Origin of the sequence: Sulfitobacter sp. AS92, from assembly GCF_038900015.1 — a bacterium.
GTDB lineage: Bacteria > Pseudomonadota > Alphaproteobacteria > Rhodobacterales > Rhodobacteraceae > Sulfitobacter.
The window spans coordinates 371,580-392,366 of sequence record NZ_JBBMQL010000001.1; the positions used below are offsets into that span (position 1 = coordinate 371,580).

The window sequence follows — 20,787 nt, forward strand, 5'->3', positions numbered from 1 at the left end:
CTAGACAACAAGCACGGGGCATTTCGCGAGCCCCGTGACTTTGTGTGACACTGAACCCAAAAGATAGCTATCGCCTGTCGCGCCCAACCCGCGCGAGCCGATGACAATCAGATCAGCATCATGTTTCTTGGCAAATTCGGTAACGGCGCGCGCAGGCCGGCCCGAGCGGACAAAGGCGCGGACATTCTCAACGCCAGCGTCTTTCATCAACTGTTTGCCGTGGTTGATGATCTCAGTCGCGTGGGCCTGCATCGCGTCGTCGATATTGCCGGGATCGTTGACCCGCACCATCGACAGCGACGCCTCTAGCATTGAGTGATGCCGATAAATCGTCAGCAAGGTTACCTTCGCCCCGGTCAGTTTGGACAGCTCAGCCGCTTTCATCAGCGCCCGATCCGCATTGATCGAGCCGTCATAGGGGGCGAGGATATGAGTGAACATGACGCTCTCCTCTTATTTCGCAAAGGCCAGATCGCGCAGGAACAGGGCAATCTGTGGGAAGAAGATCAGCGCGACAGACACGCTCAGCAGCATCACGATGAAGGGCGGGGTGCCGCGGATAACCTCCATATAGGGCCGTTTGAAGACCGCGATGGCGGTGAAGATATCACAGCCAAAGGGCGGCGTGGCCGAGCCGATGGCGACCTGCAAAGTGATGACCGTCCCGACCAGCACCGGGTCAAGGCCCACGGAATCGACCACCGGCGCAAAGATCGGCACGAGGACAAGGATCACCACAATCGGGTCCACGAACATACAGCCGATGAAAAAGGCGATGGAGATCACGAACAGAACGCCAATCGGCCCCATGCTGTCGATCCCGATGCCCGCCAAGATCGCCTGCGGGATCTGCGCGAAAGATATCACCCAAGAGAAGGCCGCGCCCGCCGCAACGAGGATGAAGACCACGGCGGTGATAAGGCCCGTGGACTTGGCCGTCTCATATATGCCCGCCAAGTCGATCTCGCGGAAGACGATCATCTCAAGGAAGATGGCATAGAGCACACAGGCCGCCGCCGCCTCGGTCGGAGAGAAGACGCCGCCGTAGATGCCGCCGATGATGATCGCCGGGAAACCCAGCGGCCAAAGCGCTTGGCGTACGGCGCGGGCGCGCTCGGCCCATGTGGCTTTCTCTTCGGTGGGGACGTTGTGGCGATAGGCGTAGATCACCGAATAGATCGAAAACAGCGCAAGGATCAGCAACCCTGGCCCAATGCCCGCGATGAACAGTTCGGCGATCGAGGTATTGGATACCACGCCGTAGATGATCATGCCGATGGAGGGCGGGATCAGGAAGGCGATGTCAGAAGAGTTCACGATCAACGCCAGCACAAAGCTGTCTTTGTACCCAGCCTTTAGCATCCGGGGCCGCAGAGGAGAACCGACCGCAACCACTGTCGCCTGCGTGGAGCCCGAGACCGCGCCGAACATGGTACAGGCCGCCGCCGTGGCAACTGCAAGCCCGCCTTTCATGTGACCCACGAATGACATCACCATGTCGATCAGCCGACCCGCAGATTGGCCCCGCGTCATAATGTCAGCGGCAAAGATGAACATCGGCACCGCAATCAGCGACGCAGGGCGAACGCCCGCCATCATCTGCTGCACCATCGTCTCTAACTGGCCGAAGCCGCCGAAGAGAGAGTAAAAACCGACAAACGCACCGACGATCAGCGGGATCATCATGGGAAAGCCCAGCAGCAGCAGGACAACCATGATGGAGAAAATGGTCATGCCCATCGTTTAGACCTCCCGTTCGTTGTCGTCGTAGCCTTCAAGAACGCTGGTCGACAGGTAAATATCCGGCTCAATGATGTTTTTGATCGCGGTCAAAAGATATTGCAGCCCGGTCATGAAGAATCCGACGGGCACCCAGACCAGCGTCCACCAGACCGGCACCTGCAGGGCGGGCAGCAGGCGGCCCCGTCCGGCCTGGGTCATGATGTATTGCAGCGCGTACCACGCGAGGCCGAACATGAAGACGGCGGTGACGAAGGCGATGAAGATCATCAGCACTTTGCGGGGGCGCGGGGGCAGGGCGTCGAAAATCGCCGACATGCGGATATGTCGCCCGTGCCGCGCGGCATAGGAAATGCCCGCGAAGGTGATGAGAATGATGAGGATGCTGTTCAGCTCTTCAGAAAAGAAGATCGAGCTTTGGAAGACGAAACGGCCCACCACATTGGCAATCGTATTGGCCGCCATCAACAAAACACCAGCGGCGAGCATCACAGACTCGAGCCAGCTGATCGCGTTGTCGATTGTACCCAAAGGGCCGGGGAGAGTGGATTTATAGGGGCCCACAGGGGCGTCATCGGTGCCGGTGGTGTCTGTCTGCGATTGCAGTTGCGAACTGTGGTTGTCTTCCGTCACCGGCGTCATCCCGTGAATGGTTCAAAATGGATCGCGTATAAATAAAGTCACCCCCCGGCAGTGGGCCGGAGGGTGAAAGGGCGCGTTTACTTGACGGCTTCGAGGTCGGCCTTAAATTGCTCAAGGATCTCTTTGCCGCTGTCGCCTGTCATCTCGATGAAGGCGGCTTCGACCGATGCAGCCTTATCCTTGAAGGGCTGGCGCTCTTCTTCGGACAGGATGTTGATCTGCATGTCGGGCTTCGCCGCTGCGATGTTTTCCAGCGACTTTTCCTGCAGGCCGGACTGGTATTCGAGGATATAGTCGAACGCCGCGTCGGATGCGTTTTCCACAACCTCTTTGTCCTCATCGGACAGGCCGTCATAGAAATCCTTGTTGGCCATCACAGCAGTGGTGAAGTTGTTGTGGCCGATGCAGGTGATGACCTCGGTCACCTCATACATCTTGGTGGATTCCAGATAGAAGCCTGGGTTTTCTTGGCCTTGGATGATGCCGGTCTGCATCGCGCCGTAAACCTCGCCCCATGGCAGCGGAGTCGGCGTCGCGCCGAAGGCTTTGTAGCTTTCCACCAAGAGCGGGTTGGTCATGACGCGGAATTTGACCTCATTGAGGTCTTCGGGCGTTTTGACTGGCTCTTGCGTGGTCATGCAGACCTCGCCTTCGGGGAACATGGTCAGCAGTTCCAACCCCTGATCAGCATAAAGCTTGGGGAACATCTCGTTGATGGCCTTGGAGGTGCGGAAGAACTCGTTGAGTTGCTCACCATCCTGCGGCAGCAGGTAAGGCACGAAAAAGACCTGCGCTTCGGGGATCAGCGCGCCGGTAAAGCCGGGGGATTGGTCGACGAACTGAAGGATGCCGGCCTGCGCCTGCTCCATCGTGTCGACGGATTCACCCAAGGTGCCGTATGGGAAAAGCTGAACTTCGTGGTCGGAGTTCGCTTCGACCTCTTCTTTGAACTTTTGGGCGTATTTACCCTGCACCTCGTCGAGCGCTTCTTCGAAAGCATAGCGCCATGTATCTGCCGAGGCCGCGCCTGCGACACTCGTCACGGCTGCGAGGATACCCCCGGTGATAACAGTTTTGAAAATAGCCATATTACTCCCTTTCATTTATTGTCCGCGCAGCCCAAAGGCCGCAGCGAAACTAATGTCCTGACTGTTAGATCATTTAAACCGATCCCAATCATGTCAATGTGAATATTGATCCATGACAATTTGCGCCGCTCTTACAGTCCCGCGCGTCTGGCCCTGTTGCGTAAATTTGCATCGATCATGCGAATCCCACGGGCAAATTCAGGAAAGGATTGCCCCCCAATGGCCAGGCGCAGTCCCGGATGTCGGTCCGGGGGACCGATGGCAAAACTGGCGCCACTCGCCACAGCAATCCCGATTTCGTGCAGCGATTTGACCAGTGCGGCTTCCTCATAGATATCGCTACAGGGCAACCAAAGGTGCAGGCCATTGGGACTGGTCCGCATGTCGAGGCCGCGAAAGACATTGGCGGCAAAATCGGCCCGGTCGCGCAGGGCAAGCTGTTGGCGGTTCAAGAGGGTATTGGCGGTCCCGTCTTCGATCCAATGGGATGCGATTTCTGTCATGAGGTTGGTTGCCATCCAGTTGGTCGCCATATGCCGGTTCCCGGCAGAGGCGCTTAGATGATCAGGCACCACAAGATAGCCGACCCGCAGCCCCGGCATCAGACATTTGGTAAGGCTGGTAAAATAGAGCACCCGTTCGGGTGCCATCATCGCCATAGGAGGGGGCGGGGCGTCTTGCAGCGGGCCCCATGACTGATTTTCGATGATCAGCACATCATGGCGCCGCGCGACCTCAATCACGGCGGCGCGGCGGCTTTCGGTCATGGTAAAGGCGAGTGGGTTGGCTCCGTTGGGGATAAGGTAGACGGCCTTGACGGGCTCTTTCGCGCAGACCCGCTCCAGCGCCTCGGGGCAGATGCCGCCCGCGTCGACAGTGACACCTTGCAGACGGATGCCAAGGAAGCGCGCCAGTGGGCGCAGGGTATGATGGCCGATGTCTTCGCTGACGATCAGATCGCCGGGCTGGGCCGCTGTCATGATCGCTATGGTCATGGCGCTGGTGCTGCCGTTGGTAGGGATCACCGCCATACCTTCCAGATCAAGCCCGCAAAGCGACAGCCAGCGTCGCACCGAACTGCTGCCGTCACCGGCGCGCAGGTCTTGGCGAAAGTCGCCCATCACGGCGCGGGGTAAAGAGCGCGCCAACGCGCGGAGTGTCTTTTGCATCGCTTCTTCATGGGCGTGGTCGAGCACCGGCTTCAGGATCGACATATCCAGCAACCGCCCGGCAGTCTTGCGGCTGACGAAGGGCATGGAGATATCATCGCTCGCCGCCCGCACAAAAGTGCCGCGCCCGACCTCGCCGACGATCTTGCCCGCCTCAACCAGCTTGTCATAGGCACGGCTCACGGTCTGGACGCTGAGCGACAGGTCAAAGGCCATTTGGCGCTGCGTCGGCATCCGGTCGCCGGGTTTGAGCGCCCCATGCTGAATCGCCGTTTCAATCGCCTGAACGAGTGATCGATAGGCAGGTCGGGTCAGGGATCCGGGGTCTGGGCGCCATTTTGTCATGATCGGGATGATCACCACAATCATGACAATTGACAAGTCTGACCTGCGCTCGCATGAAACTGCCATGAGCTTTGTCAAACTGGATAAACGCGATATCGCGGTGCTGTCGATCCTCTCTCGCGAGGGGCGCATCGCCAAATCTGCGCTTGCCGACAAGGTTAATCTCAGCGCCACCGCCTGCGGCGAACGGCTGGCGCGGCTGGAGTCTGCGGGGATCATCACCGGCTATCAGGCCCATGTCGCCCTGCGCCGCATCGCCCCGCATGTCACCGTCTTTGTGCAAGCCGAACTGGGCAACCACCGGGCCGAGGCGTTTCAGCGGTTCGAAGCGGTCATCGCGCAACATGATGAGATCGTGCAGTGCTGGGCCTTGGGCGGCGGTTTTGACTATCTGATGCAGGTCGTCACCCGCGACATCGACAGCTACCAGCGGTTGATGGACGCCCTGTTGGATCAGCAGGCCGGCCTGACGCGCTATTTCACCTATATCGTGACCAAATCCGTCAAATCCGCGCCGCTGCCGCTTTCAATGCTGCTGCCGGATGGCGATGACTGAGCAACCGTAGTTTTTCCGGTCGCAGGCCGTTCGCGCCGCAGAACCTCCGGCGTGGTCTGCTAAATTCAGTCAAACCCGCGCCAATCTCCGCCGTACCTTCGGGGAAATTCATCCCAAAGGAGGCGCGCCATGACCAAGATGACCCCAACCCCCGCAAACGGACTGCCTGCGCTGGAGCGTGGCGAGCTGGCCCGCCATTTCGCCTATGTCGGTGGCGCATGGGTCGCCGGGGCGCAGAGCGACGCGTTCGATGTGACCGATCCCGCGAGCGGTGCGGTGTTGGGGGCGGTGGCCAAGCTGAACGGCGACGACAGCCGCGCTGCCGTTGACGCCGCACACGCCGCCTTCCCCCATTGGGCGGGCCTGCTGCCGCAAGAGCGCGGCGCGATCCTGCGGCGCTGGCGTGACCTGATGCTGGAGAACCGTGAAGACTTGGCGCGGATCATGACCGCAGAGCAGGGCAAACCTATCTCGGAATCGCGCGGCGAGATCGACTATGCCGCGTCTTTCTTTGAATTCTACGCCGAAGAGGCGCGCCGCCCGAACATCGAAGGCGTCACCTCACACCTGCCCGACGCCGAAGTGGAAATCTGGCGTGAGCCGGTGGGCGTAGCGGCCCTCATCACCCCGTGGAACTTCCCTTCGGCCATGCTGACCCGCAAGGCGGGGGCTGCACTGGCGGCGGGCTGCACCGCGGTGGCGCATCCTTCGGCTGAGACTCCATTCTCGGCGCTGGCACTGGCCGAGTTGGGCGAACAGGCGGGGCTGCCCAAGGGGGTCTTTAACGTCGTGACCGGTGAGGCACCCGAGATCGTGAAACCGTGGATGGAGGACAACCGCGTCCGCGCCATTTCCTTCACCGGGTCCACAGAGATTGGCAAACTGCTTTACCGTCAGGCGTCGGATAGTGTGAAACGACTGGTGCTCGAACTCGGCGGCCATGCGCCGTTCATTATGTTCGACGATGCCGACATGGACCGTGCGGTAGAGGAAGCGATCAAGGCTAAATTCGTGACCTCAGGGCAAGATTGCCTCGGCGCGAACCGGTTCTTCATCGCCCGCGACAGCTATGCCACCTTCTGCACGCGCTTCACTGCAGCTACGCAGGCACTGACCGTGGGGATCGGCTCAGACGATCCGGACATCGGGCCGCTGATGAACGAGAAAGCCGTCGCCAAACAAGAGGAACACGTCAAAGATGCGCTTGACCGCGGGGCGCGGCTGCTTTGTGGTGGCAAACGGCACGCGATGGGGCCGCTGTTCTTTGAGCCGACGGTGCTGGCCGACGTGCCAGCCGACGCGCTGATCATGCGCGAAGAGACCTTTGGCCCCGTGGCCGCGATCGCGGCCTTCGACAGTGAGGATGAGGCGATCACACGGGCCAATGACACGGAATACGGGCTGGTGGCCTATGTCCACAGCCAAGACCCACGCCGCATCTACCGCGCCAGCCGTGCGCTGTGTTTCGGCATGGTGGCGGTCAACCGCACCAAGGTGACCGGCGCGCCGATCCCCTTTGGTGGGACAAAACAATCGGGCATCGGCCGCGAAGGATCGCGGCTGGGGCTCGAAGCTTTCACGGAAATCAAATACGTCTGCCGTGACTGGGCCTGAGATTTAAGAACACGGCGCAAAGACGCGCCGGAAGAAAGGAAAGACCAATGCTGAAGAACGATATGCTCGAACAATGGGACCGTGAAAATTTCTTTCACCCCTCCACCCATCTGGCGCAGCACGCGCGCGGCGAAAGCCCGACCCGTGTGATCAAGACCGCCAAGGGCAGCCATATCACCGACCGCGACGGCAATCAGTTTCTAGATGCTTTTGCCGGGCTCTACTGCGTCAACGTCGGCTATGGCCGCACAGAGATCGCCGAGGCGATTGCCGAGCAGGCGCATGAGCTGGCCTATTACCACTCCTATGTCGGGCATGGCACCGAGGCGAGCATCACGCTCAGCAAGATGATCCTCGACCGCGCGCCCGAAGGCATGAGCAAGGTCTATTTCGGCCTTGGCGGGTCGGACGCGAATGAGACGAACGTCAAGCTGATCTGGTACTACAACAACATCCTTGGCCGTCCTGAGAAGAAGAAGATCATCTCGCGCTGGCGTGGCTATCACGGTTCGGGTCTGGTGACGGGCTCGCTGACCGGGCTGGAGCTGTTTCACAAGAAGTTCGACCTGCCGCTGGCGCAAGTGGTGCATACCGACGCGCCCTATTACTACCGCCGCCCCGACGCCAACATGAGCGAAGCGGCGTTCACCGCGCATCTCGTGGGCGAGCTCGAAGCGCTGATCGAGCGTGAGGGTGCCGACACCATCGCCGCCTTCATCGGTGAGCCGGTTCTGGGCACCGGGGGCATCGTGCCACCGCCCGAAGGCTATTGGGCTGCCGTGCAAGAGGTGCTGAACAAGCACGACATCCTGCTGGTCGCGGATGAGGTCGTTACCGGCTTTGGCCGTCTGGGGTCGATGTTCGGCTCTGAGCACTACGGGATGAAGCCTGATCTGATCACCATCGCCAAGGGTCTGACTTCGGCCTATGCGCCGCTGTCGGGCTCTATCGTCGGCGATAAGATGTGGAAAGTGCTGGAGCAGGGCACCGATGAGAATGGCCCCATCGGCCACGGCTGGACCTATTCGGCGCATCCTATCGGCGCGGCTGCGGGAATCGCGAACCTCAAGCTGATCGACGATCTGAAGCTGATCGAGAATGCCTCGGACGTGGGCGGTTACCTCAATGCGCAGATGAAAGCCGCATTGGGCGATCACCCCAAGGTGGGCGACATTCGCGGCGAAGGGATGCTCTGCGCTGTGGAATTGGTCGAAGACCGTGAAGGCCGCACGCAGTTTGATCCATCGCGCAAAGTGGTGCCGACCATCGTGGGCGATATGCTCAAGGCTGGCGTCATCGCCCGCGCCATGCCCCAAGGCGACATCATCGGCTTCGCGCCACCCTTCTGCCTGACGCGTGAAGAAGCGGATAAGGTTGTGGGGGTCACTGCCGATGCGATCAAGGCAAGCTTGGGATAAGTTCTCAAGACGCTGAAATGAGAACGGCCCGGCGGAAACGTCGGGCCGCTTTCGTTTAGGGAATCGCATATGAGAGACAAGCGACCCGTAAGACCGACGAAGAATGAATAATCGGTTAAGACGCCCGTTCTGCGGGGTGAATCGGCCCAAAAACGGAAACAGTGCCCCGGTTTGTCGCCTATTTACTAAAAATTCGCCCAAATTAGGCCACACTTAACAGGGAAATTAGAAGCAAGCGGCGGCCCGTCCAGTTTGAGGGCAAAAGAATTTATCTGTGGAGAGATGTGATGAGAATTTTGGCGGTGGATGACGATCCGATTATCCTCGAATTGCTTGGGCAATTTGTAGAGATCATCGGCGCGCATGAACTGACGACCGCCCCGTCGGCTCTGCACGCGGTTGATATGCTGGGTGATCCGAACCTTGGCCCAGTTGACTGCTTCATGCTTGATATTCAGATGCCGGGCATGGATGGGATCGAACTGGCCCAACACATCCGCAACTCCTCGCGCCATGCAGATACGCCGATCCTGATGCTGACCGCGATGTCCGATAAACGCTATATCGACGGGGCCTTTGCTGCCGGGGCCACCGACTATGTAACCAAGCCGTTTGAGATTGCCGAGCTGAAGTCCCGCATCGGTCTGGTCGAAGGCATGGTAAAAGAGCGCCAGCAGCGGACCAAGAAAATCTTTGCAGCCAAGACCATCGCCGATCAAGCCACGCATATGGAGTTGTTCGAGCCGGTCCCGATCTATGATGTGGACAACGTCATCGACTATACCGCGATGGAGAACTACGTCGCACAGCTGTCGCGCAGCGCGCTGTTCGGCTCTACTGCTTTTGCCTTTGCTATTCGCGAAGTTGACGCTTTCCACGCGACGATGACGTCGTTCGAGTTCTATAGCCTTGTGTCAGATGTGGCTGAGATTTTGTCGGATACGCTTGTGGACCATCAGGTGCTGATGTCCTACGCGGGCAACGGTACATTTGTTTGCGTCACGGAAAGCGGATGGCGTCCGAATATGGGCGGGCTGATGGATGCGGTTAACTTTGAGTTGTCTCAGACCGAATTATTCGACAATTATGGCGAGCGTGTTTACCCACGCGTCAGTGCGGGCGAAGCAGTTCGGCTGATTTGGAAAAGCGGCAACTCCGTCATGGACGCGCTGGCGCAGGCTCATGCAAGTGCAGAGTCCGCCAGTGTGGCGCATACGAGATCGCTCAATGACTTTTGGCAGAATGATCAACAGGCATGACTAAAATGTTAGCTGAACTTCCCGGCATCGAGCGCATTCGCAAGCGCTTTGTCGATATGCTGGCCGAGCGTCAGACACAGATCGCCAGCCATGGTCTGGCCGCGTGGGACGCAACGACCGTTGAAGAGATTAAAGGCAATCTGGCGAGCGCGCAGGCCATTCTGCACCAGATCGCGGGCAGCGCTGGATCACTGGGGTTCGAAGAGCTTGGCCGTATGGCGCGCAAATGTGAAACGCAGATTGTCGACCATTTGGCCGGATCAACTGCCAATCGGGCGGAATGCCCCATCGAAATCATCTCGGAACTGGACGGGTTCGTCGCACAGTGCCGTCAGGAAATCGACGCGCACGCTTAATGGCGTGGCAGCCTTGCCTTGCTTGGCACGTCCCCACTCAGTCAAGTTCATACCGATGCCGCCCAATGGGCAAACTGACGGGACGCTGGCCTATGCGGCCTGCATCGCGGCTTTGACCTGATCGGCCAAGGCAATGGGGTCAAACGGTTTGCTGATCACATCAGCCGCCCCCAGATCGCGCAGCTCTTCAATCTCGTTATGTTGGGCGCGTGCGGTCATAAAGATCGCCGGCACGTCGCGCAGGCTGTCCATTTCACGCATCTTTTCCAGGGTCTGGCGACCTGTCATGCCCGGCATCATCATGTCGAGCAGGATAACATCGGGCGTGTAGGACTGAACCTGTTTCAGCGCCGCTTCTCCGGTCTCACATTGGACGACATCGAAATCGCCGCTTAGCTCAAGCGCCATCAGCGCGATTTCCCGAATATCCGCGTCATCCTCGACGTGCAGCAGTTTGATCATTCCATACTCTCTCTAGGAGGCTTCACGTAGCAACGAAGCCGGTTCCTCTGCCGCTACCTGAGAATTTTTCTTCGGCAGGGTAAAGTAAAATGTCGTACCAAATCCCTCGCGGCTGTCAAAACCTATTTTACCGCCAAGGTTCTCGACAATGGCCTTGCAGACGCTAAGGCCAAGGCCGGTGCCGCCTTTTTCAGCACGTTTGGAGTTGGACAGATCAGCGAAACGCTGGAACACTTTATGTTCTTCAGACGCCGGAATGCCCTGGCCGCGGTCTGATACGGAGATGCGCAGCTCATCGTCATTCTCTTCGGCACGAATGGTGATCCGCTCCCCAGGTTTCGAGAATTTGGCCGCGTTGGACAGGAAGTTTGTCAGCACTTGAATAACCCGGTTTGGGTCTGTGGTGACTTGCATCGGGGTGTCCGTGGTTTCAACCTGAATGCGCACACCATGGCGCTGTTCAAGCGAGGAATTGGCAGCACTTGTTTCCCGAAGAAGTTCAGCGATATCGGTTTCTTCTAGATTAAATTCTAGTTGCCCCGTGGAGATTTTTTCGAGATCAAGAATGTCATTGATGATCAGCACCAAACGGTCGGCATTGCGGTGCGAAATCTCCAGCAGAGCGCGCGCTTTGCTGGGCAGTTCGCCCGCCGCGCGCGACAAAAGCAGCCCCATCGATCCTTTGATTGAGGTGAGCGGCGAGCGCAGTTCGTGGCTTACCATCGAAATGAACTCAGACTTCATCCGCTCTTCGTTGATGATGTCGGAAATGTCGTTAAGCATGATCAGGAAACGCCCCGCCTTGCCACCAATGGGCAACAGCTTGACCGTCACCTGAAAGTGACTGCCAAACATTTCCGTGTCGAACTGGGACATTGCCTTGCCCGAGGCGGCAAGAGATTTACAGACCTCAAGAATGGCGTGACTACCGCTTTTCTCGCCGAGGTCCTCAAGCGTGCGTTCCGAATAAGGTTCAGCGCGCCAGCCTGTACGGCTCATTGCGACGCGATTCATATAGCTAAAGCGGTGCGTCTCAGCGTCGACGATCCAAATGTCATCGCGCAACTCATATAGCGTCTCAGCTGTGTCTCGCTCGGCCAACAGCTCATTGGCGTGAGTCACATCTGTGCGGGCTGAGATTGACCCGGTCCAATCCCCGTTTTTGTTAAAGAGAGGCATAACAGTGCATTGCGTTTGAATAACGCGGCCGTCGGCACAGCGCAGTGGGGTTTCACCCTGCCATGTCTTGCCCTGCTTCAAAGCGGCCCGCATTTCTGCAGCAATTTCGCAAGATTGTTCATTGTAGAGCATCGAAACAGGCTGACCGATCAGTTGGTCGCGGGTGTAGCCCGTCAGTTCGGTAAAGCGGTCGTTGACTTGTTTTAGAACTCCGCTTGTATCGAGAATGTTCACGATAGCATGACTGTCAAAGGCTCTAAGTCTTTGTGCCATATCGTGATTGTCCAGCGAGCCATTGCCCCCCGGTCGCAGTGCGTTCACCCCAAAAGGGGTTAGCCCCGCCAGAACGATCGCGCCAACCACAGGAATAATTTCCCCGGTCAGAAGTGCAGAAGTTGCGGTGTACCAGCTGCCGGAAATGGCAGTGCCCAGAAAAAAGGTGGCGGCGGTACGTTTGTTAAATGACTTTGACGACACTCGTAAATCCTCGCCCAGAAACGGTCTTGCTGTAGCTCGTAGCATAACTTTTAAATTTTAGTTTAATCAGAATGCCGAACCAAGTTGGCAATAATATGGCATGTCGCACTTTAGCGTCACTTCCCTGAGGCACTTGTTTTTTTAAGACGCGCGTGCGGTGGCTCCGGTAATCGAATTCACCACCGAACTGATCCCACTCCGTGATTTGATGAGGTTTATCCCCACACGCGGGTCAGGCTCGCGATTGTTGTCGGCAGAGAGGCTGATAATCTTGGCGGTGGGATGTAGCCGGGTGATGTCCCCCAGCAAGGTTCGTGCATCCCCGTCAGGCAAAGACCAGTCTAGGATCACAACATCAAGCTCGTCTTGGCCGATCAATTGCCGCGCCTGCGCAAGGTTGGTGACATTGGTTACATCTGCAACACTGTCCAGCCCGGTGCGGATCACCTCAGCAAAGTCCAGATCGTCTTCGATGTGTAGGACCCGCAGCTTTGCATGCCGCTCGCCAATTTTTGCATCCGGTAGGGTCGGGGCCTGAATGGTCTTGGCCTCGGCGATAGGGCAGGTGAACCAAAAAACGGTGACGCCATTCGGGATGCTTTCAAAGCCGATGGTGCCGCCCTGACGTTTGATGATCTGCCGGGTAATGTTCAGCCCCAGCCCGGTGCCGCCCTTGGCGCGGGTGTCCGATCCATCCGCCTGAGAGAAAGCCTGAAAGATCCGCGGGCGGAAGTTTTCGGGCACGCCGGGGCCGGTGTTTTGGATAAAGACGATCGCGCGATCGCCCAACTGTTCTGCACGGATCTGCACCTCGGACTTTGCGTCGGAATATTTGCAGGCATTCGAAATCAAGTTGGCCAGAACCTGCCGGGTTCGGCTTTCGTCGACACGGACCATCAGCGGGTCGTCAGGCAGTTGCACGCCTAAGGTGTTGTTGTGGGTCGTCGCAAAGGGCGACATCTCGTTCATGGAATCTCTGATGACGCTGTTCAGATCAGCATCATGGAAATCAAACATCACTTCACCGGAAGAGATTTTCTCAAGATCAAGGATATCATTCACGATATGCGACAGCCGGTCGGCATTGCTGCGCGCGATGTCGATCAGACGAATATGGGCGGGCAGCAGGCGGGTATTGTCCGTGGTGTCGATCAGTCCCAACGCCCCTTTGATCGAGGTCAATGGCGTGCGCAATTCATGGCTGACAGTAGAGACAAACTCACTTTTGATCTGCTCAAGCTTCTTTTGATCCGTGATGTCGTTGATCTGCACGATAAAGACATAGCCGCGGGTGTTTTTGTCGAAGGTCCACGAGACATTGAACAAGCCCCAGCGTTCAAAACCTTGCTTATGCGTGATGCGGTATTCGGCTTGATAGTTCTGCGAGCTGCGCGATTTGACCAGCCCCCGGACCTCTGCGTAGAGCTTGGTCAGGTCGTCTTCGGGCATCATATCGCCAAGCTTGGTGTTCGATAGCAACTCGTCTTCGCTGTAGCCACAGAGCCTACACAGCGCGCTATTGACGCTGTTGAAAACGCCGCCCTCGCCCAGGATGGCCATGCCAACCGGCGCTGCAGCAAGCACCTGACGAAAACGCCGCTCGCTGGTTTCAAGCGCATTCCGCGCGTGAACGATATCGGTCACATCGGTCTGGGTGCCAACCATTCGCAGGGCAATGCCATCTTCGTCGCGCTCAGTCACCACCGCGTCAGAGCGCATCCAGCGCCACTCTCCGGTGCCGATCTTCATCCGGTATTCGGTCACCGACCGTTCTTGCTGTCCTGAAATACAGGCCTGATCGGTCTGAGTGAGCAGGGACAGGTCATCGGGATGAACGCGTTTGAGGAATTCCCCCTGCGGGTCGGAAAGCCGCTCGTAATCGGCCATCCCCAAGATGCGGCGCCATGTCGAAGACACCTCAGATTTTCCGCTGCGCAAATCAATGTCGAAAACGCCAATTTGCGCGCCTTCAAGTGCGAGATCATAGAGCGCTTTGTTGCGTGCCAGTTCATCTTGCACCGCAAGCTCTGAGGTGAGATCCCGCACAATCGCAGTCAAACGCCGCTCTCCGGTGTATGTGGTCCAATCGTTGCGTTGCAGATCAAGCTTCAGTTCTTGGCCAAAGCATGTCTTTCCTGTCGCATTGACCTGATCATGGTCATGATCTTCGATCACATCGGTGACGAGATCAGCAAAATCCATGTCCTTGAGCGCCTCGCGCCCATAGCCAAAGCAGACCAGCGCGGCCTGATTGGCAAACAGCACGCGGTCACTGCTGTCGAGCAGGAAAACAGGCGTTACGGCGTTTTCAATGACCGAACGATTTTCTTCTTCATGGGCGTCGATTTGCCGTTCGCGTAGGGCGGCAAGCTCGCTGAGTGCGGCGCTGCGTTGGCGCATACTGCGGAAGGCCACAAAGAAGAGGATTGCCAGCAACAAACCGGAAATGAGCAGGAGTTCCGGCACGGCGCTGTGCATGGCGCTGTCGAAACCTACGGTGCTGACATGAACCAAGGTCCAAGGCCGGCCAAAGCGTTCGATCGTTTGGGTAATGCTGTGGCGCCCAACCTCGGCGCTCTCCCCGGTGCTGTCGAAAATCAGGTTTTCTGGTGCAGTGGTTAGCCCATCAAAGACTTTGATGGCATAAGATGCGCCCTGCGCCGGGGTCAGCCCGTTCAAAAGGTTCGCGCCGACAAAAGGGGCATAGACCCAGCCGATAAAATCCGCTGTGTCCTGCGCGGCGCTGTCGGCGGCGGCAAAAACCGGACGAAGCAGCAAGAAACCCGGCTGCCGGGTTTTATCCTGCACCAAGAGGATACGGGAGGTTAACTGCGGCTCTCCGGTTTCGCGGGCACGTAGGGCGGCGCGGCGGCGGTCTTCGTTAAAGCTAATGTCGAGGCCCACGGCCTCTGCATTTGGCCCTTGAGGGTAGATATATTGGATCACCATCTTTTCGGCATTGCCGGTGTTGGGGTGAATGCTGAAATCATCGATGCCAAGAGCAGTGACCTGTTCGACGAAAGCGTCCTCTGTTCCCCTGGCCACCGAAGCGACAAAGCCGATGCCGTTGATCCCAGGCAAAAAGCTCTCGATTTGAAGCGCGTCAACGTAATGACCAAAGTCGCGGGCGGTCACCTCGTCAGAGGACTTCATGAAGGCGGCGATACCGTTGAGACTTTGCAGATAGGTATGCATTCTCGTATCGAGGCTTTGTAGGCTCTCTTCGGCGATGCGATCAAAAGCGCGTTCGGCGGCAGCATCGTTGCTGCGACTGCTGTAAAGAAACACCCCAAAAGTGATGGCGATACATCCGAGAAATAATATAAATTCGGGTCGCCGCAAAAATCTTAACCTTTGTATTTAGCTACCAAAAGGCGGTGGAGCTTTTTCCTTGAGGGAAAAATCTAGCGCCTCGGGGCAATATATCCAATCCGGCCATATTCACCGGTGTCCCCAAAAAAGCAACAAACGGATCCGCTTCTAACGCAAAGCATGGCACATGTGGCTTTGGCGCAAAATGCCTGCGGAATGGGGCAGGTTCCCAAATTTGCCGGAGGGATTGTGACCCGTCGCCGGGCGCTCTACCACTATCGGGCCAAGAGGCGGGGCAGGAATTTGCGAGGGGGCCACTATGAATGATGAAGCACAGCTAGAAGGGCGCTATGACTATATCATTGTCGGTGCGGGCACTGCGGGCTGTGTATTGGCCAACCGTCTCAGCGCTGATCCTGCCAATAACGTTCTGCTTCTCGAAGCCGGAGGGAACGACAATTACCACTGGGTCAAAGTGCCTGTGGGCTATCTCTATTGCATCGGAAATCCGCGCACTGATTGGATGATGAAGACCGCCCCCGAACCGGGGTTGAACGGGCGCAGCTTGGCCTATCCGCGCGGCAAGGTGTTGGGCGGCTGCTCTTCGGTGAACGGTATGATCTACATGCGCGGGCAGGCGGCGGATTATGATCATTGGCGGCAGCTTGGGAACACCGGGTGGAGCTGGGATGACGTGCTGCCCTATTTCCTGAAGTCCGAAGATCACCACGCTGGTGGCACCGACATGCACCGGTCAGGTGGCGAGTGGAAGGTCAGCAAGCAACGACTGCGGTGGGACATTCTAGAGGCCGTACAGAAAGGCGCGCGCGAGTTTGGGATCGAGCCGCGTGCCGACTTCAATGACGGCGATAACGAAGGATCGGGCTTTTTCGAGGTCAACCAACATGGCGGTGTGCGCTGGAACACGGCGCGTGGTTTTCTCCGACCGGCGATGAAGCGGCCCAACTTGCGGGTGATGACTCACGCCCATACCGAGGGTCTGATCCTTGAAGGCAAGCGCGTGACAGGCGTGCGTTTCACCCATGAAGGCCGTGCCTTGCGGGCCTTGGCCGAGGGTGAGGTGATACTGGCGGCAGGGGCGATCAACTCTCCCAAAATCCTAGAACTGTCTGGCATCGGGCAAAGCGAGCTTCTGGGCGGTATGGGGATCACCACCCTGCACGACCTGCCCGGCGTGGGTGAAAACCTGCAAGACCATCTGCAAATCCGCACCGTCTATAAGGTGCAGAATACCAAGACTCTCAACACGATGACCCATTCGCTTTGGGGCAAGGGGCGGATGGGGCTGGAATACCTCATGCGGCGCAGCGGTCCGTTGGCCATGGCGCCCAGCCAATTTGGGATGTTTACCAAGTCCGACCCGGCGTTGGAAACGCCCGATCTGGAATATCACGTGCAGCCCCTCTCAACCGATAAACTGGGCGATCCGCTCCACCGTTTCCCGGCGATCACCGTATCGGTGTGTAATCTACGGCCCGAGAGTATCGGTTCTTGCCACCTGACCAGCCGTGACAGCGCCGTGCAGCCGGACATCCGCCTCAACTACCTCTCTACTGAGAGCGACAAGCGCGTGGCGATCAAATCGCTGAAACAGGCGCGGCACATCATGACGGCGAAAGCACTGCACCCCTACGCGCCCGAAGAAATCTTGCCCGGCCCCGCCGTGCAGAGCGACGAAGACTTGCTGTCCAAAGCGCGGGATATTGCCACGACGATCTTTCACCCCGTCGGCACCTGCAAGATGGGCAACGACCCGATGGCCGTGGTCGATACCGACCTGCGGGTTCATGGGCTCAGCGGGCTGCGGGTGGTCGATGCGTCGATTATGCCCAAGATCGTCTCGGGCAACACGGCATCGCCCACGGTGATGATTGCCGAAAAAGCCGCCGACGCGATTTTGGCGGGGCGGTGATGGTATGTTAAGTACGCGGCTGACTGAGCGGTTGGGGATCAGCCACCCCATCATTCAAGCGCCGATGGCCTTTGCGGCGGGCGGGCGGCTGGCGGCTGCGGTCTCAGGCGCCGGGGGCTTGGGCATGATCGGCGGCGCTTACGACGCGGGCGAGTGGATCGCCGAGCAACAGGATCTGGCGGGCAATCAATCCGTTGGCTGCGGCTTTATCACTTGGAAGCTGCGCGAGCATCCGCAGGCGTTGGAGCAGGTGCTTGCCCGCGACCCGGCGGCGGTTTTTCTGTCTTTCGGCGATCCGGCAGAGTTCGTCCCTGCGATCAGCGATGCGCAGGTGCCGCTGATATGCCAGGTGCAAACCCTGCGCGATGCGGCCCATGCGATTGACCTGGGGGCCGAGATCATCGTCGCGCAAGGTTCCGAGGCCGGTGGGCACGGTGAGAAGCGCGCGACCTTTACGTTGGTGCCGGAAATCGCCGATCACATCGCCCGTCACGCGCCTGACACGCTGCTCTGCGCCGCAGGTGGTGTGGGTGATGGGCGCGGGCTGGCTGCAGCGTTGATGCTCGGGGCCGATGGGGTGGTCATCGGCTCGCGGTTCTGGGCGTCGGAAGAGGCGCTGGTCCATCCCGCAATGCTTGAGGCTGCGATTAAGGCCAGCGGCGATGACACGCTGCGCAGCACCGTCACCGATATTATGCGCGGTTATGACTGGCCCAAACGCTACACGGGCCGCGTGTTGCGCAATGATTTCACCGACCGATGGCATGATGACCCCGCGGGGCTGCGCGCCGCTCTGGCGCAGGAGTTGCCCCGGTGGCAGGCGGCGGTGGCGGAGGGCGACGCCCGCACCGCCAACGCGTTCGTCGGGGAGGTTGCGGGGCTGATCCGTGATGTGAAACCCGCCGCAGAGATCCTGCGAGATATCGTTGAAGGGGCAGAGGCCGCATTGGCGCAGAAATTCGCCCAATAGCCGGTCGATGCCAATAACATCGACCGGCTGAATGGGCCGAGCAGAAGCTTCTTATCCTTGGTCTTCCACTTCTTCCCGGCCCGGCACATGCTCGCGGGCGGGGGCGGTTTCCCAATTCTCGATGACCTCCATCGCCTCATCCGCGCTTTCGACAAAGCGGAACAGGCCAAGATCTTCGGCAGAGATCGTGCCCGCATCGGCCAGCGCGTCCCAATTGATGATCTTTTCCCAGAACTCACGCCCGAACAGCAAGAAGGGTACGCGGTTCATGCGGCCCGTCTGGATCAGGGTCAGCGCCTCGAACAATTCGTCCATCGTGCCGAAGCCACCGGGGAAGACGCAGATCGCGCGGGCGCGCATCAGAAAATGCATCTTGCGGATCGCGAAATAGTGGAAGTTAAAGCAAAGCTCTGGCGTGACATATTCGTTGGGTGCCTGCTCAAACGGCAGCACAATATTAAGGCCAATGGAATGCCCGCCAGCATCCAGCGCGCCACGGTTGCCCGCCTCCATCACGCCTGGTCCACCGCCGGTGACGATGACGTTCTCCACGCCGCCGGTTTCCATCGACTTTTCGGTCATCAGCCGGGCGAAGGTGCGAGTCTCATCGTAAAAGCGCGACAGATCGGCCAGCGTCTTGGTGCGGGCGGTGTGTTTCTGCGCCGGTTCGGGAATGCGTGCGCCGCCGAACAGCACAATGGTGGATTGGATGCCATGCGCATCCAGAAGCAGCTCGGGCTTAAGCAATTCCAGTTGCAGGCGTACCGGGCGCAACTCTTCGCGGCACATGAAGTCATTGTCGGTAAATGCTAAACGGTAGGCCGGTGCGCGGGTTTGTGGCGTGTCAGGCGCGTCTTCAGCCTTGGCGCGGTCGGCGGTGGCGCGGCGCAGGGGGTGGCGGTGTTCCTCGGTCATCCTCGGGTCTTTCTTTGGTCTAGGGCTTGGCTCAGGTGGCGCAATGGGTGTTCAGGTCAACATGCATTGTTGGCCGAAGAATGACCACGCCTCAGTTGGCCCGGCAATTGCACCCTTGGCGGTGCAAGGCTATAGCCCTCAAAAGGCCTTTTCATCATTCGGAGACTTTCCCCATGTCCAACGCCCAACTTGAAACCGCCATCGAAGCCGCTTGGGATACCCGCGACCAGATCACATCCGCCACCACCGGAGAGACCCGCGACGCCATCGAAGAGACGCTGAACGCGCTCGACAGCGGCAAACTCCGCGTGGCGGAAAAGCAGGAAGACGGCAATTGGAAGGTCAACCAATGGGCCAAGAAGGCCGTGCTGCTGGGGTTCCGCATCAAGGATATGGAACATCAAGAGGGCGGCCCGCAGGGCGCTGGCTGGTGGGACAAGGTCGACAGTAAGTTCAAAGGCTGGGGTGACGCCGAGTGGAAAGAGGCCGGTTTCCGCGCCGTGCCGAACTGCGTCGTGCGCCGCTCGGCCTTTATCGCGCCGGGTGTGGTGTTGATGCCGTCATTCGTGAACATCGGCGCCTATGTCGACAGCGGCACCATGGTTGACACATGGGCGACCGTCGGCTCCTGCGCCCAGATCGGTAAAAACGTGCACCTTTCGGGTGGCGTTGGCATCGGCGGCGTGTTGGAGCCGATGCAGGCCGGCCCGACCATTATTGAAGACAACTGCTTTATCGGCGCGCGTTCGGAAGTCGTCGAAGGCTGCATCGTGCGCGAAGGCTCGGTGCTGGGCATGGGCGTGTTCATCGGCCAGTCGACCAAGATCGTTGACCGTGAAACCGGCGAGATCATGTATGGCGAAGTGCCAGCTGGTTCTGTCGTCGTGGCGGGCTCCATGCCCTCCAAGAATAACGTGAACCTTTATTGCGCCGTGATCGTCAAACGGGTGGACGCCAAGACCCGCTCCAAGACCTCAATCAACGAGTTGCTGCGCGACTGATGGAACCAAATGCCCAGTCATGGCGTTGATCCCTGAATTTAAAGGAGATTAACGACATGACGGGTATCGGTTGGTTTGCAGCAATTATCGTAGGCGGCCTCGCAGGTTGGATCGCAGAAAAAATCATGAAATCGGACATGGGTCTGATCATGAACATCATCCTCGGCATCGTAGGTGCCTTGGTTGCGAACTGGCTCTTGGTTCTGATCGTCGGCAGCACGCTGGGTGGTTGGTTCGGTCAGCTTATCGTGGGCATTATTGGTGCCTGTCTGTTGATCTGGGTCGCACGGCTCGTACGCAGTAAGACCTAAGAGCGGGGGCCGCGGCCCCTTTCCAAGTCTAAGCGAAAAG

18 protein-coding genes are annotated in these 20,787 nt (G+C 58.5%); 9 read left to right on the top strand and 9 right to left on the bottom strand.

Annotated features, from left to right (window positions below; genetic code table 11):
• From WNY61_RS01785 to WNY61_RS01805, 5 genes are all read right to left on the bottom strand, one after another.
• Nucleotides 1-441: a universal stress protein gene (locus WNY61_RS01785; RefSeq protein ID WP_342849738.1), complete on the bottom strand. Its 441-nt coding sequence runs from the start codon at nucleotides 439-441 to the stop codon at nucleotides 1-3.
• Nucleotides 442-453: 12 nt separating this feature from the next.
• Nucleotides 454-1,740 (bottom strand): TRAP transporter large permease, encoded by a 1,287-nt coding sequence (locus WNY61_RS01790; RefSeq protein ID WP_342849739.1) that lies wholly within the window; start codon nucleotides 1,738-1,740, stop codon nucleotides 454-456.
• A 3-nt stretch (nucleotides 1,741-1,743) separates the two neighbouring features.
• Complete coding sequence (locus WNY61_RS01795; protein WP_007118289.1) at nucleotides 1,744-2,382, bottom strand: TRAP transporter small permease; 639 nt, start codon at nucleotides 2,380-2,382, stop codon at nucleotides 1,744-1,746.
• 77 nt (nucleotides 2,383-2,459) lie between these two features.
• Nucleotides 2,460-3,470, bottom strand: coding sequence for a TRAP transporter substrate-binding protein DctP (gene dctP / locus WNY61_RS01800; protein WP_342849740.1), 1,011 nt, complete (start codon nucleotides 3,468-3,470; stop codon nucleotides 2,460-2,462).
• Nucleotides 3,471-3,601: 131 nt separating this feature from the next.
• Nucleotides 3,602-4,984 carry a PLP-dependent aminotransferase family protein gene (locus tag WNY61_RS01805; RefSeq protein WP_342849741.1) on the bottom strand — a complete coding sequence of 461 codons (1,383 nt, stop codon included), beginning with the start codon at nucleotides 4,982-4,984 and terminating at the stop codon, nucleotides 3,602-3,604.
• 7 nt (nucleotides 4,985-4,991) lie between these two features.
• On the opposite strand from WNY61_RS01805, the gene WNY61_RS01810 reads away from it, so the two are divergent.
• From WNY61_RS01810 to WNY61_RS01830, 5 genes are all read left to right on the top strand, one after another.
• A complete protein-coding gene (locus tag WNY61_RS01810) occupies nucleotides 4,992-5,540 on the top strand; it encodes an Lrp/AsnC family transcriptional regulator (protein WP_342849742.1) in 549 nt (182 codons plus the stop codon).
• A gap of 129 nt (nucleotides 5,541-5,669) precedes the next feature.
• Nucleotides 5,670-7,154, top strand: coding sequence for an NAD-dependent succinate-semialdehyde dehydrogenase (locus WNY61_RS01815; RefSeq protein ID WP_342849743.1), 1,485 nt, complete (start codon nucleotides 5,670-5,672; stop codon nucleotides 7,152-7,154).
• Nucleotides 7,155-7,201: 47 nt separating this feature from the next.
• Nucleotides 7,202-8,572, top strand: a complete 1,371-nt coding sequence (locus tag WNY61_RS01820) for an aspartate aminotransferase family protein (protein ID WP_342849744.1) — start codon at nucleotides 7,202-7,204, stop codon at nucleotides 8,570-8,572.
• 287 nt (nucleotides 8,573-8,859) lie between these two features.
• On the top strand, nucleotides 8,860-9,831 hold the full coding sequence (locus WNY61_RS01825; protein ID WP_342849746.1) for a response regulator: 972 nt from the start codon (nucleotides 8,860-8,862) through the stop codon (nucleotides 9,829-9,831).
• Complete coding sequence (locus WNY61_RS01830) at nucleotides 9,828-10,187, top strand: Hpt domain-containing protein (RefSeq protein WP_342849747.1); 360 nt, start codon at nucleotides 9,828-9,830, stop codon at nucleotides 10,185-10,187. The genes WNY61_RS01825 and WNY61_RS01830 overlap by 4 nt, the downstream gene beginning before the upstream one ends.
• A gap of 90 nt (nucleotides 10,188-10,277) precedes the next feature.
• Here the strand turns inward: WNY61_RS01830 and WNY61_RS01835 are convergent, their stop codons facing one another.
• The 3 genes from WNY61_RS01835 to WNY61_RS01845 form a co-directional block, all read right to left on the bottom strand.
• Nucleotides 10,278-10,649, bottom strand: coding sequence for a response regulator (locus WNY61_RS01835; RefSeq protein WP_007118281.1), 372 nt, complete (start codon nucleotides 10,647-10,649; stop codon nucleotides 10,278-10,280).
• Nucleotides 10,650-10,661: 12 nt separating this feature from the next.
• Nucleotides 10,662-12,305: a PAS domain-containing sensor histidine kinase gene (locus WNY61_RS01840; protein ID WP_342849748.1), complete on the bottom strand. Its 1,644-nt coding sequence runs from the start codon at nucleotides 12,303-12,305 to the stop codon at nucleotides 10,662-10,664.
• A 141-nt stretch (nucleotides 12,306-12,446) separates the two neighbouring features.
• The gene (locus tag WNY61_RS01845; protein WP_342849749.1) at nucleotides 12,447-15,647 is read right to left on the bottom strand and encodes a CHASE domain-containing protein; all 3,201 of its coding nucleotides are present in this window, start codon (nucleotides 15,645-15,647) and stop codon (nucleotides 12,447-12,449) included.
• Nucleotides 15,648-15,936: 289 nt separating this feature from the next.
• On the opposite strand from WNY61_RS01845, the gene WNY61_RS01850 reads away from it, so the two are divergent.
• Both WNY61_RS01850 and WNY61_RS01855 read left to right on the top strand, forming a co-directional pair.
• Complete coding sequence (locus tag WNY61_RS01850) at nucleotides 15,937-17,550, top strand: GMC family oxidoreductase N-terminal domain-containing protein (protein WP_342849750.1); 1,614 nt, start codon at nucleotides 15,937-15,939, stop codon at nucleotides 17,548-17,550.
• A 4-nt stretch (nucleotides 17,551-17,554) separates the two neighbouring features.
• Nucleotides 17,555-18,520 carry a nitronate monooxygenase gene (locus tag WNY61_RS01855; RefSeq protein WP_342849751.1) on the top strand — a complete coding sequence of 322 codons (966 nt, stop codon included), beginning with the start codon at nucleotides 17,555-17,557 and terminating at the stop codon, nucleotides 18,518-18,520.
• Nucleotides 18,521-18,571: 51 nt separating this feature from the next.
• Here the strand turns inward: WNY61_RS01855 and WNY61_RS01860 are convergent, their stop codons facing one another.
• On the bottom strand, nucleotides 18,572-19,435 hold the full coding sequence (locus tag WNY61_RS01860) for an LOG family protein (RefSeq protein WP_342849752.1): 864 nt from the start codon (nucleotides 19,433-19,435) through the stop codon (nucleotides 18,572-18,574).
• A gap of 173 nt (nucleotides 19,436-19,608) precedes the next feature.
• Here WNY61_RS01860 and dapD point away from each other — a divergent pair, with 173 nt between their 5' ends.
• Both dapD and WNY61_RS01870 read left to right on the top strand, forming a co-directional pair.
• Nucleotides 19,609-20,436 carry a 2,3,4,5-tetrahydropyridine-2,6-dicarboxylate N-succinyltransferase gene (gene dapD, locus WNY61_RS01865; protein ID WP_342849753.1) on the top strand — a complete coding sequence of 276 codons (828 nt, stop codon included), beginning with the start codon at nucleotides 19,609-19,611 and terminating at the stop codon, nucleotides 20,434-20,436.
• A 56-nt stretch (nucleotides 20,437-20,492) separates the two neighbouring features.
• A complete protein-coding gene (locus WNY61_RS01870) occupies nucleotides 20,493-20,747 on the top strand; it encodes a GlsB/YeaQ/YmgE family stress response membrane protein (RefSeq protein WP_342849754.1) in 255 nt (84 codons plus the stop codon).
• The last annotated feature ends 40 nt before the right edge of the window (nucleotides 20,748-20,787 follow it).